The following is a 17,389-nucleotide window of genomic DNA, read 5'->3' as shown; positions in this document are numbered from 1 at the left end:
AATGACTAGCACTGTCAAGGTTGACCTGCCTGCAGAGATCTTCGACGTACAGACCAACGTGCCGCTGCTGCACCAGGTCGTCGTTGCACAGCTCGCTGCTGCTCGCCAGGGTACCCACAAGACCAAGACCCGCGCTGAAGTTTCCGGTGCAGGCCGTAAGCCGTTCAAGCAGAAGGGCACCGGCCGCGCCCGTCAGGGTTCAATCCGTGCTCCTCACATGACCGGTGGTGGCGTTGTCCACGGCCCGACCCCGCGTGACTACAGCCAGCGGACCCCCAAGAAGATGATTGCTGCTGCACTGCGCGGCGCATTGTCTGACCGCGCCCGTAACGGCCGCATCCACGTTGTCGCTGAACTGGTAACCGGCACCAAGCCGTCCTCCAGCGCCGCACTGGCAACGCTGCGCGGCGTGTCCGAGCGCAAGAACCTGCTCGTTGTCATCGAGCGCGCCAACGATGTTGCTGCACTGTCCGTGCGCAACCTCGCAGATGTTCACGTTCTGTACGCAGACCAGCTGAACACCTACGACGTGCTCGTCTCTGACGACGTAGTCTTCACCAAGGCTGCCTACGAGGCATTCGTTGCCGCCAAGGCAAAGAACGAGGAGGATGCCAAGTGAGTGCAGCCACCATCAAGGACCCGCGCGACGTCGTGCTTGCACCCGTCGTATCGGAAAAGAGCTACGGCCTGATCGATGAGGGAAAGTACACCTTCCTGGTGGACCCCCGCTCGAACAAGACCGAGATCAAGCTGGCCGTGGAGAAGATTTTCTCCGTCAAGGTCGAATCGATCAACACCATCAACCGTGCCGGTAAGCGCAAGCGCACCAAATTCGGCTGGGGTACCCGCAAGAACACCAAGCGTGCAATTGTGAGCCTCAAAGAAGGCACAATCGACATCTTCGGCGGTCCGCTCTCGTAGCGGAGACCACTTTAACGAGGAAATAAATTATGGGAATCCGTAAATATAAGCCGACTACCCCGGGCCGTCGCGGCTCGAGCGTAGCGGACTTCACTGAAATCACGCGGTCGACGCCGGAAAAGTCGTTGGTACGTCCCCTCCCGAAAAAGGGTGGCCGTAACAACACCGGTAAGATCACGACCCGTCACAAGGGTGGTGGCCACAAGCGCCAGTACCGTCTGATCGACTTCCGTCGCCACGACAAAGACGGCGTCAACGCCCGCGTTGCCGAAATCGAGTACGATCCGAACCGCACGGCTCGCATCGCCCTCCTGCACTACGTTGATGGCACCAAGCGTTACATCATCGCCCCGAACAAGCTGTCCCAGGGTGACGTAGTTGAAGCAGGTGCCAGTGCTGACATCAAGCCCGGCAACAACCTGCCGCTGCTCAACATCCCGGTCGGTACCGTAATCCACGCAGTTGAACTGCGTCCGGGTGGCGGCGCCAAGATGGGCCGCTCCGCCGGCGCATCGATCCAGCTCGTTGCAAAGGAAGGCCGCTTCGCCCAGCTGCGTCTGCCTTCCGGCGAAATCCGCAACGTTGACGTGCGCTGCCGCGCAACGATCGGCGAGGTCGGCAACGCCGAGCAGTCGAACATCAACTGGGGCAAGGCCGGCCGCATGCGCTGGAAGGGCGTTCGCCCGACCGTCCGTGGTGTCGCGATGAACCCGGTTGACCACCCGCATGGTGGTGGCGAGGGTAAGACGTCCGGTGGACGTCACCCCGTCAACCCGAACGGTAAGCGCGAAGGCCGCACCCGCCGTCCAAACAAAGAGAGCGACAAGCTTATTGTTCGTCGCCGTCGTACTGGCAAGAACAAGCGATAGGAGCCTGGACACATGCCACGCAGCCTGAAAAAAGGTCCTTTCGTTGACCAGCACCTCTTTGTAAAGGTGGACAGGGAAAACGAAAAGGGCACCAAGAACGTCATCAAGACCTGGTCCCGCCGTTCGATGATCATCCCCGACATGCTCGGGCACACGATCGCCGTTCACGACGGACGCAAGCACATTCCGGTGTTTGTCACCGAGTCGATGGTCGGGCACAAGCTCGGCGAATTCGCTCCCACGCGGACATTCCGCGGCCATGTCAAGGACGACCGTAAGGGCAAGCGCCGCTAGGCGCCTGCACTTACGTCAAAGACGAGAGAAGGAAAGCAATGGAAGCCAAGGCAATTGCGCGTCACATCCGCGTAACGCCTATGAAGGCCCGGCGCGTCGTCAACCTTGTTCGTGGTAAGCAAGCGAACGAGGCTCTGGCAATTCTGAAGTTTGCCCCCCAGGCAGCTTCTGAGCCGGTATTCAAGGTAGTTCAGTCGGCAATCTCCAACGCCCGGGTCCTCGCGGACCGCGACGGCGTGGCGTTTGACGAAGGTGACCTCATCATCAGCGAAGCGTTTGTTGATGAAGGCCCGACCATGAAGCGGTTCCAGCCGCGAGCCCAGGGTCGTGCATTTCAGATCAAGAAGCGCACGAGCCACATCACCGTGGTAGTCGCTACCCCGGAGAAAGAGGAGGCTCGCTAAGTGGGACAGAAAGTTAACCCGCACGGGTTCCGACTCGGCATCACCACCGATCACGTATCGCACTGGTTTGCTGACAGCACCAAGGCCGGCCAGCGGTACAAGGACTTCGTTCGCGAAGACATCCGTATCCGCCAGCTCATGTCCACGGGCATGGAGCGCGCCGGTATCGCCAAGGTTGAAATCGAGCGCACCCGCGACCGTGTCCGTGTGGATATCCACACGGCACGTCCGGGCATCGTCATCGGCCGCCGCGGTGCTGAAGCAGACCGCATCCGCGGCGAGCTCGAAAAGCTCACCGGCAAGCAGGTTCAGCTGAACATCCTCGAGGTCAAGAACCCCGAGATGGAAGCACAGCTTGTTGCCCAGGGCGTTGCAGAGCAGCTGACTTCCCGCGTGGCATTCCGCCGTGCAATGAAGAAGGCAATGCAGTCCGCACAGCGCGCTGGTGCCAAGGGCATCCGTATCGCTTGCTCCGGTCGACTGGGTGGCGCTGAAATGTCCCGCTCGGAGTTCTACCGCGAAGGCCGTGTGCCCCTGCACACCCTCCGCGCGAACATCGACTACGGCTTCTACGAAGCCAAGACCACCTTCGGCCGCATCGGCGTGAAGGTCTGGATCTACAAGGGTGACGTCACCTCCAAGGAACTGGCTCAGCAGGCAGCTGCTGCTCCGTCCCGCGGCCGTGGTGCCAGCGATCGCCCGGGCCGCCCGGGTGGCGCTGACCGTGGTGACCGCCGCCGTCGTACCGACCGTCCGGCAGCCGAGGCAGCACCTGCTGCCGAAGCTCCGGCAGCTGAAGCAGCTTCTGCCGCGCCGGCACAGGCAGTAGAAGGAGGACAGGCTTAAATGCTTATCCCACGTCGAGTCAAGCACCGTAAGCAGCACCACCCGGGTCGTTCCGGCGCTGCCACGGGCGGCACCAAGGTCTCCTTCGGCGAGTGGGGTATCCAGGCTCTGAGCCCGGCATACGTCACCAACCGTCAGATCGAGTCTGCCCGTATCGCGATGACCCGCCACATCAAGCGTGGCGGCAAGGTCTGGATCAACATCTACCCGGACCGTCCGCTGACGAAGAAGCCTGCTGAAACCCGCATGGGTTCCGGTAAGGGTTCTCCGGAATGGTGGGTCTCAAACGTCAAGCCGGGCCGGGTTCTCTTCGAACTCTCCGGTGTCAGTGAAGAGGTAGCTCGCGAGGCACTGCGCCTGGCAATCCACAAGCTGCCGTTGAAGGCACGCATTGTGCGTCGCGAAGGTGGTGAGTAGAAATGGCAGTAGGATCCAAGGAACTTGCATCCGCGCAGCTGGACGGTTTCGACAACGAGCGTCTCGTTGAAGAACTCCGCAAGGCTAAGGAAGAGCTGTTCAACCTGCGTTTCCAGTCCGCCACCGGTCAGCTGGAGAATCACGGTCGTCTGCGCGCGGTAAAGAAGGACATCGCCCGCATCTACACCGTTCTCCGTGAGCGCGAGCTGGGCATTCGTGCCGAGGTTGCCGCACCGGTTGTGGAAGCCAAGGAAGAAAAGAAGTCCAAGAAGGCTGCAACCAAGAAGGCTGACAAGGCTGAAACGGTTGAGACCGAGGAGGACGCCAAGTGAGTGAAAAGGACGAGAACGTGACGGAAACTGTTTCCGACGCAGCCAAGGCTGACGAGCGCGGTTACCGTAAGACGAAGCGCGGCTACGTCGTCTCGGACAAGATGGAAAAGACCATCGTTGTCCAGGTCGAAGACCGCGTGAAGCACGCCCTCTACGGCAAGGTCATCCGCCGCAACGCCAAGATCAAGGCACACGACGAAGAGAACAGCGCCGGCATCGGCGACCTCGTGCTCCTCGCCGAGACCCGGCCGCTCTCCGCTACCAAGCGGTGGCGTCTGGTCGAGATCCTCGAGAAGGCCAAGTAGCACCTGCAGAAATGCAAGAAACCCCCGTTCCCTTTATGGGAGCGGGGGTTTCTCCGTGTGCGGGCCTGCCTGCGCCGGCGCCCGGGCTGTGATATGGGGATTCGCCCAAAACGTGCTAAGATTTTGAGTTTGTATGGCGCCGTTCGTGCGCCGTCATCAACCTCGTAAACAATCGTGCCACGGCATAGTGCCCCCTTGCGCCCCGATCCGTCGGAATCGCCTGGGAAGCAAATGTTTTTGGCACGGGAGTTTAGGCCTGGTCTGGCAAAATCCAGGCAGGTCAAGAGACACCCCGATCAACCGTTCCGCAAGGCTCATTCCGTAGGAAGATTTTCGGTCTGAGAACCAGCGCGACGCAAGGAGTAAATAGTGATTCAGCAGGAGTCGCGACTCAAGGTCGCCGACAACACGGGTGCTAAGGAAATCCTTACCATTCGCGTTCTCGGTGGATCTGGCCGTCGCTACGCAGGCATTGGCGACGTCATCGTCGCTACCGTCAAGGACGCAATTCCGGGCGGCAACGTAAAGAAGGGCGATGTCGTCAAGGCTGTCATCGTCCGTACCAAGAAGGAACGCCGCCGTGCGGATGGTTCCTACATCAAGTTTGACGAGAACGCAGCTGTGATCCTGAAGAACGACGGTGACCCCCGCGGTACCCGTATCTTCGGACCGGTTGGTCGTGAACTTCGTGACAAGAAGTTCATGAAGATCGTTTCTCTGGCTCCGGAGGTGCTCTAGTCCATGGCTAAGATCAAAAAGGGTGACCTCGTTCAGGTCATCACTGGCGCCAAGGCTGAGCGCGGCGGCGACAAGGGCAAGCAGGGCAAGGTTCTGCGCGTATTCCCGGATACCAACCGCGTGTTGGTTGAAGGCATTAACCGCGTAACCAAGCACACCAAGGTCGGTCAGTCGCAGCGCGGCACCAAGACCGGTGGCATCGAGGTCGTTGAGGCTTCCATCCACATCTCCAACGTGGCCCTGGTTGACCCCTCCACCAAGAAGCCCACTCGCGTCGGTTTCCGTACCGAGACCGTTGAGCGCAACGGCAAGCAGCGTGAAGTGCGCGTACGCGTGGCCAAGAGCTCCGGGAAGGACATCTAATGACTGAGACTCTCGAGACTCCGGCAAGCAAGATCGTTCCTCGTCTGAAGACCAAGTACGCGGATTCCATCAAGAGCACGCTCATCGAGGAATTCAAGTACGAAAACGTCAACCAGGTTCCCCGTCTGGTCAAGGTCGTTGTGAACATGGGTGTTGGAGATGCCGCCAAGGACTCCAAGCTGATCGACGGCGCTGTCCGCGATCTCACCCTGATCACCGGTCAGAAGCCGCAGGTAACCAAGGCCCGCAAGTCGATCGCACAGTTCAAGCTGCGCGAAGGCATGCCCATCGGTGCACACGCAACTCTGCGTGGAGACCGCATGTGGGAATTCCTGGACCGTCTGGTAACGCTGGCACTGCCGCGTATCCGTGACTTCCGGGGCCTCAGCGGCAAGCAGTTTGATGGCAACGGCAACTACACCTTCGGTCTGACCGAGCAGGTTATGTTCCACGAGATCGACCAGGATTCCATCGACCGCGTTCGCGGTATGGACATCACCGTCGTGACCACTGCCAAGACCGACGACGAAGGCCGCGCGCTGCTCAAGGCGCTTGGTTTCCCGTTCAAGACCGAAGCTTAATCTAGCTACATAGAAGGTCCGGCCTTGCCGCGTCCCCACGGGGATGGCAGGGCGGAAACCGTTATGAGGAAGGGCAAGAGCCCAACATGACCATGACAGATCCCGTCGCAGACATGCTTACGCGTCTGCGCAACGCAAACTCGGCATACCACGACACCGTGACTATGCCGTACAGCAAGCTCAAGGCACGCGTTGCCGACATCCTGAAGGCTGAAGGTTACATCGCCTCCTGGAAAGAAGAAGACGCTGAGGTTGGCAAGAAGCTGACCCTCGAGCTCAAGTTCGGTCCGAACCGCGAGCGTTCAATCGCTGGCGTTCGTCGTATTTCCAAGCCGGGACTCCGTGTTTACGCGAAGTCCACCAACCTGCCGCACGTGCTCGGTGGCCTGGGTGTCGCAATCCTGTCCACCTCTTCCGGCCTCTTGACTGACAAGCAGGCCGGCAAGAAGGGCGTGGGCGGCGAAGTCCTCGCTTACGTCTGGTAACGGGAAAGGAAGAGAATAATGTCACGTATTGGACGTCTCCCCATCACCGTTCCTGCCGGCGTTGAGGTCAAGGTTGACGGCTCTGTCGTCAGCGTCAAGGGTTCCAAAGGCGAGCTGAGCCACACTGTGGCCAGCCCGATCGAGGTCACCCTGGAAGATGGCACCCTGACTGTCGCCCGCCCGAACGACGAGCGCGCCTCACGTTCGCTGCACGGCCTGACCCGCACCCTGATCGCCAACATGATCCAGGGTGTCACCGCAGGCTACGAGAAGAAGCTTGAGATTGTCGGTACCGGTTACCGCGTCCAGGCCAAGGGTTCTGACCTGGAGTTCGCTCTGGGCTACAGCCACCCGGTCAACGTCTCGGCACCGAACGGCATCACCTTTGCAGTAGAGACCCCGACCAAGCTCTCTGTTTCAGGTATCTCCAAGCAGCAGGTCGGCGAGGTTGCTGCCAACATTCGCAAGCTGCGGAAGCCGGACCCCTATAAGGGCAAGGGCATCCGCTACGCCGGCGAAGTCATCCGCCGCAAGGTCGGAAAGGCTGGTAAGTAACCATGGCCATCTCAATTAACAAGAAGCGTACGAACAAGAGCAAGTCTGCCCAGCGCAGCCGCCGCCAGCTTCGTATCCGCAAGCGCATCTCCGGTACGGCTGTACGCCCGCGTCTGGTCGTCAACCGTTCCGCACGCCACGTATTCGTCCAGGTTGTCGATGACAGCAAGGGCCTGACCGTAGCGAGCGCGTCCACTCTGGAAGCCGACCTTCGTGCATTCGACGGTGACAAGACCGCCAAGGCCAAGCGCGTTGGCGAGCTCGTCGCCGAGCGTGCCAAGGCTGCCGGTATCGAAGCAGTTGTCTTCGACCGCGGTGGTAACAAGTACCACGGCCGGATCGCCGCCGTCGCTGACGGCGCACGTGAAGGTGGGCTGTCACTGTGACCGAAAATAACGAAAAGGACATTCAGGTGACTGAAGCTGTAGCTGCTCCGGCAACTGAGACCGCTGCGCCTGCTACCACTGACGACCGCCGTGGTGGCGCTCGTCGTGGCGAGCGTGGCGACCGCGGCCAGGGCCGTGGCGACCGTGGTGGCCGTGGTGGCCGCGATGGTGGCCGCGAAGCCGAAAAGAGCCAGTTCGTAGAGCGCGTTGTAACCATCAACCGCGTTTCCAAGGTCGTCAAGGGTGGTCGTCGCTTCAGCTTCACCGCACTCGTCGTCGTCGGTGACGGCAACGGTATGGTCGGCGTCGGCTACGGCAAGGCCAAGGAAGTTCCCGCCGCCATCGCGAAGGGCGTTGAAGAGGCCAAGAAGTCCTTCTTCCGCGTTCCCCGCATCGGCAGCACCATCCCGCACCGCGTTCAGGGTGAAGCCGCTGCAGGCGTCGTTATGCTGCGTCCGGCTTCCGCCGGTACCGGTGTTATCGCCGGTGGTCCGGTCCGTGCAGTACTGGAGTGCGTGGGCATCCACGACATCCTCTCCAAGTCGCTCGGTTCCTCCAACGCCATCAACATCGTTCACGCGACCGTTGATGCACTGAAGCGCCTCGAAGAGCCGGCAGCAGTGGCAGCACGCCGCGGCCTCCCGCTCGACGAGATCGCTCCGGCCGCAATGGTGAAGGCACTCATGAACCAGAAGGCAGGTGTCTGAGTCGTGGCTAAGAACCTGATTCCCTCCGACACTCAGTTGGAGATCACTCAGATCAAGTCCGCCATTGGCGGCAAGCAGAACCAGCGCGACACCCTTCGGTCCCTCGGCCTGAAGCGGATCGGACACACCGTTGTCCGCACCGCCGATGCCGTGACCGTCGGAATGCTCAACACGGTTCCGCACCTGGTAAAGGTAGAGGAGGCGAAGTAAATGGCAGAGAAGAACACCGCCGAAAAGGCACAGGGCGCCGCTGCTGACAAGCAGAACGCACTGAAGGTTCACCACCTGCGTCCCGCCCCGGGTGCCAAGACCGCCAAGACCCGTGTTGGTCGTGGTGAAGGTTCCAAGGGTAAGACCGCTGGTCGCGGTACCAAGGGTACGAAGGCCCGCTACCAGATCAAGGCTGGCTTTGCCGGCGGCCAGCTGCCGCTGCACATGCGCCTGCCGAAGCTGCGCGGCTTCAAGAACCCGTTCCGGGTTGAGTTCCAGGTTGTAAACCTGGACAAGCTCAACGAGCTGTTCCCGGAAGGTGGCGCAGTCACCGTGGAGAACCTGGTCGAAAAGGGTGCCGTTCGCAAGAACCAGCCCGTCAAGGTGCTGGGCACCGGCGACATCACCGTCAAGGTTGACGTCACCGCCCACGCATTCTCGGCCAGCGCCGCAGAAAAGATTGCAGCAGCAGGCGGAAGCACCACCGCCCTCTAACAAGAGGCGGCGGAGCATACGCTCGTTGTAGGAACTCCCGGTACCCGGGGCTTCGGCCCTGCGTACCGGGAGTTTTTTCTCATTTGGACCCTCACCGATTATTCGCACGGCGCATCAACCCGTTAGACTCGGTTGTTGGGTTTATTGACCTATCTCACACGACTTTATTTACACATCAGGAGGACGCTTGCTTAGCGCATTTGGCCGGGCCTTTCGCACGCCTGATCTGCGACGCAAGTTGTTGTTCACGCTGGGAATCATCACAATCTTCCGCTTGGGTGCCTTCATCCCCTCGCCTGGTGTGAACTACCAGAATGTCCAGCAATGCTTGCAGAGCGGTCAGACCTCGGGCGGGATCTACCAGCTCGTCAATCTGTTTAGCGGCGGTGCGTTGCTACAGGTGTCCATCTTCGCCCTGGGCATCATGCCGTACATCACGGCGAGCATCATCGTCCAGCTGCTGCGCGTGGTCATTCCCCGCTTCCAGGAGCTGTACGAAGAGGGCGCGTCGGGGCAGTCCAAGCTGACGCAGTACACGCGTTACCTGACCATCGCACTGGGCCTGCTGAACGCCACGACGCTGGTGTCGCTGGCACGTTCCGGCCAGTTGCTGCCCAACTGCCAGTTGGACATCATCCCGGATGCGAGCGTCATCACCACGATCCTGATCATCATCACCTTGACGGCCGGCACCGGCCTGATCATGTGGATGGGCGAGCTCGTCACGGAGAAGGGCGTGGGCAACGGCATGTCGCTGCTCATCTTCACCTCGATCGCTGCCAGCTTCCCGACCTCCCTTGGTGCCATCTGGACCTCACAGGGTCCGGGCACCTTCTTCATGGTCCTGGCCATCGGCCTGCTGACCGTGGCCCTGGTGGTCTTCGTGGAGCAGTCCCAGCGCCGCATTCCGGTGCAGTACGCCAAGCGAATGATCGGCCGGCGCACTGTGGGCGGCACGAGCACGTACATCCCCATCAAGGTGAACATGGCCGGCGTCGTGCCCGTCATCTTTGCATCCTCGATGCTGTACCTGCCGGGCCTGATCTCACAGTTCAACCAGCCCAAGCAGGGCGAACAGATGGCACCGTGGGTTGAGTGGATCAACAACAACCTCACCCGTGGTGACCACCCCATCTACATGGCACTTTATTTCGCCATGATTGTTTTCTTCACCTACTTCTATGTCGCAATCACTTTCAATCCTGAAGAGGTTTCCGACAACATGAAGAAGTACGGCGGCTTCATCCCGGGTATCCGGGCCGGTAAGCCGACGGCGGACTATCTGCAGTACGTCCTTTCCAGGATCACCCTGCCCGGCGCCCTCTACCTGGGCTTCGTGGCATTGATCCCGCTGGTCGCCTTGGTCCTGATCAATGCCAACCAGAACTTCCCGTTCGGTGGAACCTCGATCCTGATCATGGTGGGCGTGGGCCTGGAAACGGTCAAGCAGATTGACGCGCAGCTACAACAACGTCACTACGAAGGGCTTTTGCGATGACGAGAATGCTGATTATTGGACCTCCGGGTTCAGGCAAGGGAACGCAGGCAGATCGGATCTCCGAGCGCCTCGGCGTCGTTGCGATCTCCACCGGCGATATCTTCCGCGCCAACGTCAAGGGTGAGACGCCGCTGGGCGTCGAGGCCAAGAAGTACATGGATGCCGGCGATTTCGTGCCGGACAGCGTCACCAACAAGATGGTGCGCGACCGCCTGAGCGAGGACGGGCGTCGAGGCCAAGAAGTACATGGATGCCGGCGATTTCGTGCCGGACAGCGTCACCAACAAGATGGTGCGCGACCGCCTGAGCGAGGACGACGTCGACGGCGGCTTCCTGCTGGACGGTTACCCGCGCACCACCGCGCAGGTGGACTACCTCGATGAGATCCTCGCCAACGGTGAGCAGAAGCTGGACGTCGTCCTGCAGACGCCGCTGGGCGTCGAGGCCAAGAAGTACATGGATGCCGGCGATTTCGTGCCGGACAGCGTCACCAACAAGATGGTGCGCGACCGCCTGAGCGAGGACGACGTCGAGAACGGCTTCCTGCTGGACGGTTACCCGCGCACCACCGCGCAGGTGGACTACCTCGATGAGATCCTCGCCAACGGTGAGCAGAAGCTGGACGTCGTCCTGCAGCTGACCGCCGATGACGAGGAACTGGTGCACCGCCTCCTGGGCCGTGCCAAGGAGACCGGCCGGAGCGACGACAATGAAGCCGTCATCCGCCACCGYCTGGACCTCTACCACGAGCAGACTGAAGCCGTTGTGGCCAAGTATGCCGAGCGCGGCATCCTGACCCAGGTTGACGGCATCGGCGGCATCGACGAGGTCACCGACCGCGTCATGCAGGCCATCAAGGCAGCACAGGCAGCNAGACTGAAGCCGTTGTGGCCAAGTATGCCGAGCGCGGCATCCTGACCCAGGTTGACGGCATCGGCGGCATCGACGAGGTCACCGACCGCGTCATGCAGGCCATCAAGGCAGCACAGGCAGCCTGATCCAGGATTTGCCGGAGGTCGGCGGCTGACTGCAGACCCGGCTTGCCTCCAGTGCCTTGAAGGGCGCGTCCCGTACTATCGAGTACGGGACGCGCCCTTCCTTGTTTGGAGGGGTGATTTGGGGGTGGCGCCGCGGGCCGGTGACGCCGTCAAGCACCCAGGACCGGAGCCGGATGTCACCGGACGCATTGTCTGTGGGGAGATATTGCATGAACCAGAACCTTCCGGGGGCGGCGAGAATCGCCGGCCTCGAAGTCTATGTGCCGCCGGGCCGGCTGGGCACCGCGCAGCTGGAGCAGCAGCTCGCTGCCGCCAGCCCCGGTTTCCGCGTCCCGAAGGGACTGATCGGCCGGCTGACCGGCATCCGCACAAGATCTGTGATGGCAGCGACCGAGCAGGCCTCCGACCTAGCGGCAGTAGCCGCTGCGAAACTGCTGGCGGCCCGAGGACTCCAGGCCGCCGACGTCGACCTCCTCCTATTTGCGTCGGCCAGCCAGGACATGGTGGAACCGGCCACCGGGCACATGGTGGCCGCAAAACTTGGCATGGGCTGCCCGGTGATGGACATTAAGAACGCCTGCAACAGCCTGCTCAACGGCCTGGAAGTAGCCGATGCCCTGATCGGCTCCGGACGTTACCGGCGCGTGCTCCTGGTCAGCGGGGAGTCGCCCTCCAGGGCCGTTCGGTGGTCCGTCCCGGACCAGGAGACTTTCGCCGCGGCCTTCCCGGGTTACACCATGAGCGACGCCGGCTGCGCGCTGCTGCTGGAACCGGCAGACCCCGACGACGACGCCGCGTCCCGGGTGCTGGGCACGGGGTTCGCCGCGAAGAGCAGCCACTGGGCCGTGGGAACGCTCGGCACCGGCGGCTCCGTCGCACCGAGGGACCTCGAAGCGACCTATTTCAACATGGACGGCGAAAAGCTCAAAGATGCCTTCCTGGACCTGGGGCGGGGAGTCCTGGACGAGACCCTGGAGCGGCTGGGCCTGGCATGGACGGACTTCGCAGTGGTGTGCGTCCACCAGGTGAGTGCGCCGTACCGGGACATCTTCGCCCGAGGGGCTGGCGTGCCGCCCGACAAGCTCGTCAGGACCGTGGAGGAGTACGGCAACATGGCCTCGGTCAGCCTGCCCCTGCAGCTGAAGGTGGCACAGGACCTGGGCCGGTGCGGACCTGGCGACCTGGTGGCGCTGGTGGGTCTGGCCGGCGGCGTGAGCCTGGGCATCGCCGTGGTGCGGCTGTGAGGGGACCGGAGATTGGCCCGGTTCCAGATCGGGTGCCCGAAGGCCAACCCCGGGTGCCCGGTAACGAAACCCCGGTGCGGGCGCTGTGTATCGCGATGCCGGCACTCAACGAGGAAAAGCTGATCGGCCAGTCACTGCAGGCGCTAGCCGCCCAGCTTCACAAAGACTTCACGCTCGTGGTGGTGGACAACGGGTCCACGGACGCCACCAGGTCAATCGTCGTCGACTTTGCCCGGCTACACCCGGCCATGGATATCCGCCTGGTCCATGAGCCGCAGAAGGGTACCGGCGCCGCCGCGGACACCGGCATGCGTTTCGGCGCCCTGAACGGTGCCCGGTGGCTGGCGCGCACCGACTCGGACTGCCTCCCGGCCGCTGACTGGACACTGCGCATCATGGAAGCGTTCGACGACGGCCTGGAGATGATTGCCGGCCAGCTGAACCCGCGGCTTGATGAAGGCTTGGCCCGGAACAGCCGCTGGCTGATGCTCCTGGCCGTCGAGGTCGCGTCGTTCTTCGGCCGCATCCGCCCGGGAAACAAGGGGGAGGGCTACCTTGGCCCCTACCAGATGCTGCCCGGGTGCAACATGGCCATCACCGCAGAGCTGTATCTGCGCTCGGGCGGTTTCCCGCGGACCAGCATCGAGGAGCTGCACGAGGACCGTGCGCTTTCCAACCGGGTCCGCAGGCTCACGCGCTCCTATGCCCTCCGGCGCAACGTGGTGGTGTTCGGCTCCTCCCGCCGGGTTCAAGCCTGGGGCCTGCCCAACACCCTCGCCTGGTACGCGGACCACCGGTTCCGCCCGGACCACGTGGACATCCGGTGAGTGGTGTTTCGGAACGCGCGCTGACCGAAAGGTCGTCCGCCGCCGGCGCCCTGGCCGTGTGGGAGCGGCGGCTCCACGTCGGCGCCCATCCTGTGGCCTACCCGCTGATCCGCGGGCTGGGGAAGCTCCGGCCCGTAGTTCGGCTGCCCGGGCTGGGGGTACTCGTCAGCGACGCCTCCCTGGTCAGGGAAGTGCTGATGGACGCCGGCTACTCGAAGTCCGGCGCCAGGGCCTCCGGCGCGCTGTGGACCCCGGTGGTGGGTCCCCGTGCGCTGTTGAACATGCACGGGGAAGAGCACCTTGAACTGCGGCGCCGCCTCAACGGCCTGTTCACGCCCAGGGCCGTTGAAGCCATCGTCTCTCCGGCGGGCGAGCGGCTGCGCGAGCGGCTGGCTGCAGGGCTGGAGCATGGCGGCTCGGTGGAGTTCGTCGGGCTGGTCAAGGAACTGTCCGGTGGAGTGATCAGCAGGCTGCTGGGCGTCCCGGACGATGCGCCCGGCCGCCTCCCGGACAGCGACCTCTTCACCCTGGGCACCTCCATCACCTCGCTGGTGCGGTTGGGACGGCCACGGCTGACGCCGGCTCAGGTCGCACAGGCGAAGGCCGCCGTCGAAATTCTGGCCGGACCCGTACGGAGCGCCTACCGCAGCGACGACCCCTCCACTTTTCCGGGCCGCCTCCGAGTCCTGGGACTCGGGGAGGACGAAGCGGTGGGTATTGTCAGTGCCTTTGTGATCGCCGGGACCGAAACCCTGGTGTCCTACGTACCGCGGCTCGCCGCCATGCTGTTCGACTACGGCAGGCTGCCCGCGCTGGCAGCCGACCGCAGCGGCCTCCCGGACGCCGTCAACGAGGGCCTGCGGTACACGGCGCCGTCGCCGATGATGCTGCGTGAGGCCACAACGGCCGGGCGGCTGGGCGGAGTCCGGATCAGCCCGGGGGACCGGATCCTGCTGTCGACGGTGCACGCCGTCAAGAGCCTGGGCGCTTTCGACCCGGCAACGCCGATCCCGCCGGCGGCCCGTCAGCTGTGGTTCGGGGCGGGAGCCCACTTCTGCATCGGTATGCCGCTGGCGATGGCCGAAATCAACTGCGCATTGAGCGTTCTGCTGGACGAGTACGCCCGCGGTGCGTGGCGCATCCGCTCGCGGGCCGTCAGCCGGAACGTGCTCATTCCGCACTACAAGTCCCTGGAGCTGACCCGTGCGAACTGACCTGCCGGATGACCTCATCGCCGCGGTATACGACGCCGCCGCCAAGTACCCGGACCACCCGGCCATCACCGCACCCGGCAAACGCAGCGGAAAGCCGGGGAAGACCATCAGCTACCGGGACCTTGCCGCCGGGATTGAATCCACCGCAGAGGGCCTGCGGCGCGAGGGATTCGGTCCGGGGGAGCGCCTGCTGTTTTCCGTGCGGCCGGGGCCGGCGGCGTTCACGCTTGCCTTGGCTGCCGTCCGGGCCGGCGGGGCCATCGTGTTCATCGATCCCGGGGTTGGTCCCGAACTTTTCCGGAACAGGACGGCGCTCGCATCGCCGCGGTGGGCTGCCTCCGAATCGCTGCTTTATGCGCTCAGCGCGCCCGGGCCGCAGCGGCGCCTTGCCCGGCGGCGCGGCCTGCTGCTGCCGGACTACCCAGCGATGAAGGTCCGGCACTTCCACTCCGGTCCCTGGCTTCCTGGGGTCCCGTTCACGTCCACCAACATCCGTGCCCTGTCCCGAAATGCTTCCCGTAACAGTAAGTACGACGGCGGCGTCCGCAGCGGCGCTGCTCGATACGGCGGCGCTGCTCAATACGGCGGCGCTGACGACGGCGGCAGGCCGGACGGTCTCCCGCCGGTTGAAGCCGCGCCGGGGCAGGAAGCGGTCATCATTTTCACGTCCGGCACCACCGGGAAGCCCAAGGGCGTGGTGCACAGCCGCGGGACCCTGGCGGCCGGCTTTGGCCAGCTGAGCACACGCTGCACGTTCGCGGCCGGTGACCGCATCCACTCGGAACAGCTGATGATGGGCTTGCCGGCCCTGATCGCCGGTGCCCACTGGACGATGCCGTCGTACGGGTTGTCCGCCACCATCGATCCGCTGCGGTTCGCGGCCGAGCTGGGCTCCTCGCCCGGGCATAAGGCGGCATCCCACGTGTTCCTGGTGCCTGCGCAGCTGGCCCCGATCCTTGACGCCGTGGAATCAGGACAGTTGGTGTGGCCGGAGACCCTGAAAACGGTGATGCTGGGTGCCGCGCCCGTGCTGGCCCCGTTCCTGTCGCGGGCTGCCGGACTCCTGCCCGGAGTGCGCTTCCATTGCATCTACGGGATGACCGAAGTCCTGCCCATCGCGATCGCGGAAGGGCACGAGAAACTGGACTTCGCGTCCGGACGCACCGCGGAATTCCGGACCGCGGACGGCTCCGGCGAGGGCGACTACCTCGGCGGCCCGCTTCCGGGCGTGCGCTTCCGGGTGGCTGAGGACCATGAGCTGATCGTCTCCGGGCCCAACATGTGCCTGGGTTACCTCGGCGAGGACACCATGGACGAGCACGCCACCGGCGACCTCGTGCGCGTGGACCACGGCCCGGCCGGCTCGTCCGGTACGCCGAGGCTCGTCCTGCTGGGGCGCAAGAAGGACATGATCATCCGCGGCAAGACCAACATCTACCCGGGCCTGTACGAGCCGGTGATTGCCGGCATCGACGGCGTGGCCCAGGCCGCCATGATCGGCGTCCCTGATCGCATCGGCGACGAAGCGGTGTGGCTCGCCGTCGAACCGCACCAGGGACAGGATCAGGCGGCGCTGCTGCGGACCCTCCACCGCGAACTTCCCCGGCTCATCGACGAATCGGCCCTGCCCGACCGGATTGAGGTCATGCCCAGGCTGCCGGCGTCCGGCCGGCACCGCAAGCCGGACCGCGTGGCCCTGCGGGCGTTGTTCGCGGACCGCCCGCCGGAAGCGAGCCCGCCGGAAGGCACCCCGCCGCGAGCCCGGCCCTCGGGAGGGACGCCATGAGGATCGCCGTGACCGGGGCCAGCGGTTTCGTTGGCGGAGCCGTTGCCGAAGCTGCCGGGGAACGCGGCTGGGAGGTGGTCCGCTACGGCCGGCGCCGGCTCCCCGGCGTAACGGTGTGGGACCTCAGCGCGGGGCCGCTGTCCAACCCGCCGGAAGTGGACGCCGTCGTGCATTCCGGAGCGCACGTGGCGGACTGGGGGCCGCCGCAGCTGTTCCACCGCGTCAATGTACACGGGACCGAGGCCGTTGCGGCTACTTTTCCCCGTGCGCGGCTGGTCCACATTTCCAGTTCCAGCGTCTATCCGTGGTGGCAGCCGTGCGTCGACCGGCCGGAGGACGCGGTGGCGGGCCGGTACCTGAACGCCTACGCCAGTTCAAAGGCCCTTGCGGAGGCAGCGGCAGCGAGGCACGGCAATGCGCTGATCCTCCGGCCGCACGGCGTCTACGGCCCGGGCGACCGGACCCTCCTGCCCCGCCTCATGAGCAACGTGAACAATAACAGGTTGCTCAGCGTCGGAGGTCCCAATGTCCTGCACCAGCTGACATCCATCGGCAACCTGGCCCGGGCAGCGCTCGCCGCCTGCACCTCGGACGCCACCGGTCCCGTCAACGTGGCAGACCACCGGCCCGTGGCCTTGGGCGGAGTCCTGCGGGAAGTGCTGGACGCCACTGGCCGGTCCGACGTCGAACTCGGCTTTATCCCCATGCGCGCGGCGATGACGATTGCGGCGTCGCTCGAGGCGATGGCCGGCGTGACACGCAGGCCGCCGCGGCTGACGCGCTATGCCGTTAGCCAGCTCGGCTTCGAGCGTACCTACTGCACACGCCGTCTGCGGGACGAGCTGGGAGTGGACCCTGTCCCGAGCAGCTTCGCAAGTGCGGGAGAATGGATCAGAGACCTGGGATGAACGCAT

General features: G+C 63.8%; 24 protein-coding genes and 2 pseudogenes. All 26 read left to right on the top strand.

Going from position 1 to position 17,389, the window contains the following annotated elements:
* Position 1: 1 nt before the first annotated feature.
* The 26 genes and pseudogenes from rplD (at position 2) to ASF98_RS02810 (ending at position 17,383) form a co-directional block, all read left to right on the top strand.
* Complete coding sequence (rplD, locus tag ASF98_RS02935; protein WP_028269581.1) at positions 2-619, top strand: 50S ribosomal protein L4; 618 nt, start codon at positions 2-4, stop codon at positions 617-619.
* On the top strand, positions 616-921 hold the full coding sequence (rplW, locus tag ASF98_RS02930; protein WP_018773664.1) for a 50S ribosomal protein L23: 306 nt from the start codon (positions 616-618) through the stop codon (positions 919-921). Before rplD ends, rplW begins: the two co-directional genes overlap by 4 nt.
* A 29-nt stretch (positions 922-950) precedes the next feature.
* Positions 951-1,790 carry a 50S ribosomal protein L2 gene (rplB, locus tag ASF98_RS02925; protein ID WP_028269580.1) on the top strand — a complete coding sequence of 280 codons (840 nt, stop codon included), beginning with the start codon at positions 951-953 and terminating at the stop codon, positions 1,788-1,790.
* 12 nt (positions 1,791-1,802) lie between these two features.
* The gene (gene rpsS, locus ASF98_RS02920) at positions 1,803-2,084 is read left to right on the top strand and encodes a 30S ribosomal protein S19 (protein ID WP_011692805.1); all 282 of its coding nucleotides are present in this window, start codon (positions 1,803-1,805) and stop codon (positions 2,082-2,084) included.
* Positions 2,085-2,122: 38 nt separating this feature from the next.
* Positions 2,123-2,488, top strand: coding sequence for a 50S ribosomal protein L22 (gene rplV, locus ASF98_RS02915; protein WP_003803798.1), 366 nt, complete (start codon positions 2,123-2,125; stop codon positions 2,486-2,488).
* Positions 2,489-3,334, top strand: a complete 846-nt coding sequence (gene rpsC, locus ASF98_RS02910; protein WP_055797143.1) for a 30S ribosomal protein S3 — start codon at positions 2,489-2,491, stop codon at positions 3,332-3,334. It abuts the gene before it with no gap.
* Positions 3,335-3,751 (top strand): 50S ribosomal protein L16, encoded by a 417-nt coding sequence (gene rplP, locus ASF98_RS02905; RefSeq protein ID WP_011692803.1) that lies wholly within the window; start codon positions 3,335-3,337, stop codon positions 3,749-3,751.
* A gap of 2 nt (positions 3,752-3,753) precedes the next feature.
* A complete protein-coding gene (gene rpmC / locus ASF98_RS25060; protein ID WP_011692802.1) occupies positions 3,754-4,083 on the top strand; it encodes a 50S ribosomal protein L29 in 330 nt (109 codons plus the stop codon).
* Complete coding sequence (gene rpsQ / locus ASF98_RS02895; RefSeq protein ID WP_051628707.1) at positions 4,080-4,388, top strand: 30S ribosomal protein S17; 309 nt, start codon at positions 4,080-4,082, stop codon at positions 4,386-4,388. The genes rpmC and rpsQ overlap by 4 nt, the downstream gene beginning before the upstream one ends.
* Before the next feature lie 369 nt (positions 4,389-4,757).
* Positions 4,758-5,126, top strand: a complete 369-nt coding sequence (gene rplN / locus ASF98_RS02890) for a 50S ribosomal protein L14 (protein WP_003803789.1) — start codon at positions 4,758-4,760, stop codon at positions 5,124-5,126.
* Positions 5,127-5,129: 3 nt separating this feature from the next.
* The gene (rplX, locus tag ASF98_RS02885; protein ID WP_055797140.1) at positions 5,130-5,489 is read left to right on the top strand and encodes a 50S ribosomal protein L24; all 360 of its coding nucleotides are present in this window, start codon (positions 5,130-5,132) and stop codon (positions 5,487-5,489) included.
* Entirely contained in the window at positions 5,489-6,070 is a 582-nt protein-coding gene (rplE, locus tag ASF98_RS02880) for a 50S ribosomal protein L5 (protein WP_011692799.1), read from the top strand. The genes rplX and rplE overlap by 1 nt, the downstream gene beginning before the upstream one ends.
* 86 nt (positions 6,071-6,156) lie before the next feature.
* Positions 6,157-6,555 carry a 30S ribosomal protein S8 gene (gene rpsH / locus ASF98_RS02875; RefSeq protein WP_011692798.1) on the top strand — a complete coding sequence of 133 codons (399 nt, stop codon included), beginning with the start codon at positions 6,157-6,159 and terminating at the stop codon, positions 6,553-6,555.
* 18 nt (positions 6,556-6,573) lie between these two features.
* Complete coding sequence (gene rplF / locus ASF98_RS02870) at positions 6,574-7,110, top strand: 50S ribosomal protein L6 (protein WP_028269576.1); 537 nt, start codon at positions 6,574-6,576, stop codon at positions 7,108-7,110.
* Between the two features lie 2 nt (positions 7,111-7,112).
* Complete coding sequence (gene rplR / locus ASF98_RS02865; protein ID WP_028269575.1) at positions 7,113-7,496, top strand: 50S ribosomal protein L18; 384 nt, start codon at positions 7,113-7,115, stop codon at positions 7,494-7,496.
* A 26-nt stretch (positions 7,497-7,522) separates the two neighbouring features.
* Positions 7,523-8,203 (top strand): 30S ribosomal protein S5, encoded by a 681-nt coding sequence (gene rpsE, locus ASF98_RS02860; RefSeq protein WP_197024890.1) that lies wholly within the window; start codon positions 7,523-7,525, stop codon positions 8,201-8,203.
* Between the two features lie 3 nt (positions 8,204-8,206).
* Positions 8,207-8,413, top strand: coding sequence for a 50S ribosomal protein L30 (gene rpmD / locus ASF98_RS02855; RefSeq protein ID WP_028269574.1), 207 nt, complete (start codon positions 8,207-8,209; stop codon positions 8,411-8,413).
* Entirely contained in the window at positions 8,414-8,908 is a 495-nt protein-coding gene (gene rplO, locus ASF98_RS02850; protein WP_055797137.1) for a 50S ribosomal protein L15, read from the top strand.
* A 187-nt stretch (positions 8,909-9,095) separates the two neighbouring features.
* Positions 9,096-10,406, top strand: a complete 1,311-nt coding sequence (gene secY / locus ASF98_RS02845; protein ID WP_028269572.1) for a preprotein translocase subunit SecY — start codon at positions 9,096-9,098, stop codon at positions 10,404-10,406.
* A gap of 5 nt (positions 10,407-10,411) precedes the next feature.
* Positions 10,412-10,832, top strand: a pseudogene (locus ASF98_RS25055) (nucleoside monophosphate kinase); the annotation flags it as partial.
* Positions 10,830-11,278: pseudogene (locus ASF98_RS02835) on the top strand (nucleoside monophosphate kinase); the annotation flags it as partial. The pseudogenes ASF98_RS25055 and ASF98_RS02835, both read left to right, overlap by 3 nt.
* A 335-nt stretch (positions 11,279-11,613) precedes the next feature.
* Positions 11,614-12,648: a 3-oxoacyl-ACP synthase III family protein gene (locus tag ASF98_RS02830; protein WP_055797131.1), complete on the top strand. Its 1,035-nt coding sequence runs from the start codon at positions 11,614-11,616 to the stop codon at positions 12,646-12,648.
* A gap of 53 nt (positions 12,649-12,701) precedes the next feature.
* On the top strand, positions 12,702-13,475 hold the full coding sequence (locus tag ASF98_RS02825; protein WP_235505580.1) for a glycosyltransferase family A protein: 774 nt from the start codon (positions 12,702-12,704) through the stop codon (positions 13,473-13,475).
* Positions 13,472-14,689 carry a cytochrome P450 gene (locus ASF98_RS02820; RefSeq protein ID WP_235505579.1) on the top strand — a complete coding sequence of 406 codons (1,218 nt, stop codon included), beginning with the start codon at positions 13,472-13,474 and terminating at the stop codon, positions 14,687-14,689. The genes ASF98_RS02825 and ASF98_RS02820 overlap by 4 nt, the downstream gene beginning before the upstream one ends.
* Positions 14,679-16,475: a class I adenylate-forming enzyme family protein gene (locus ASF98_RS02815; protein WP_055797125.1), complete on the top strand. Its 1,797-nt coding sequence runs from the start codon at positions 14,679-14,681 to the stop codon at positions 16,473-16,475. The genes ASF98_RS02820 and ASF98_RS02815 overlap by 11 nt, the downstream gene beginning before the upstream one ends.
* Positions 16,472-17,383, top strand: coding sequence for an NAD-dependent epimerase/dehydratase family protein (locus ASF98_RS02810; protein WP_055797123.1), 912 nt, complete (start codon positions 16,472-16,474; stop codon positions 17,381-17,383). The genes ASF98_RS02815 and ASF98_RS02810 overlap by 4 nt, the downstream gene beginning before the upstream one ends.
* Positions 17,384-17,389: the final 6 nt, after the last annotated feature.

The organism is Arthrobacter sp. Leaf337 (genome assembly GCF_001423745.1).
GTDB lineage: Bacteria > Actinomycetota > Actinomycetes > Actinomycetales > Micrococcaceae > Arthrobacter.
This window is presented reverse-complemented; position numbering and strand designations above follow the sequence as displayed.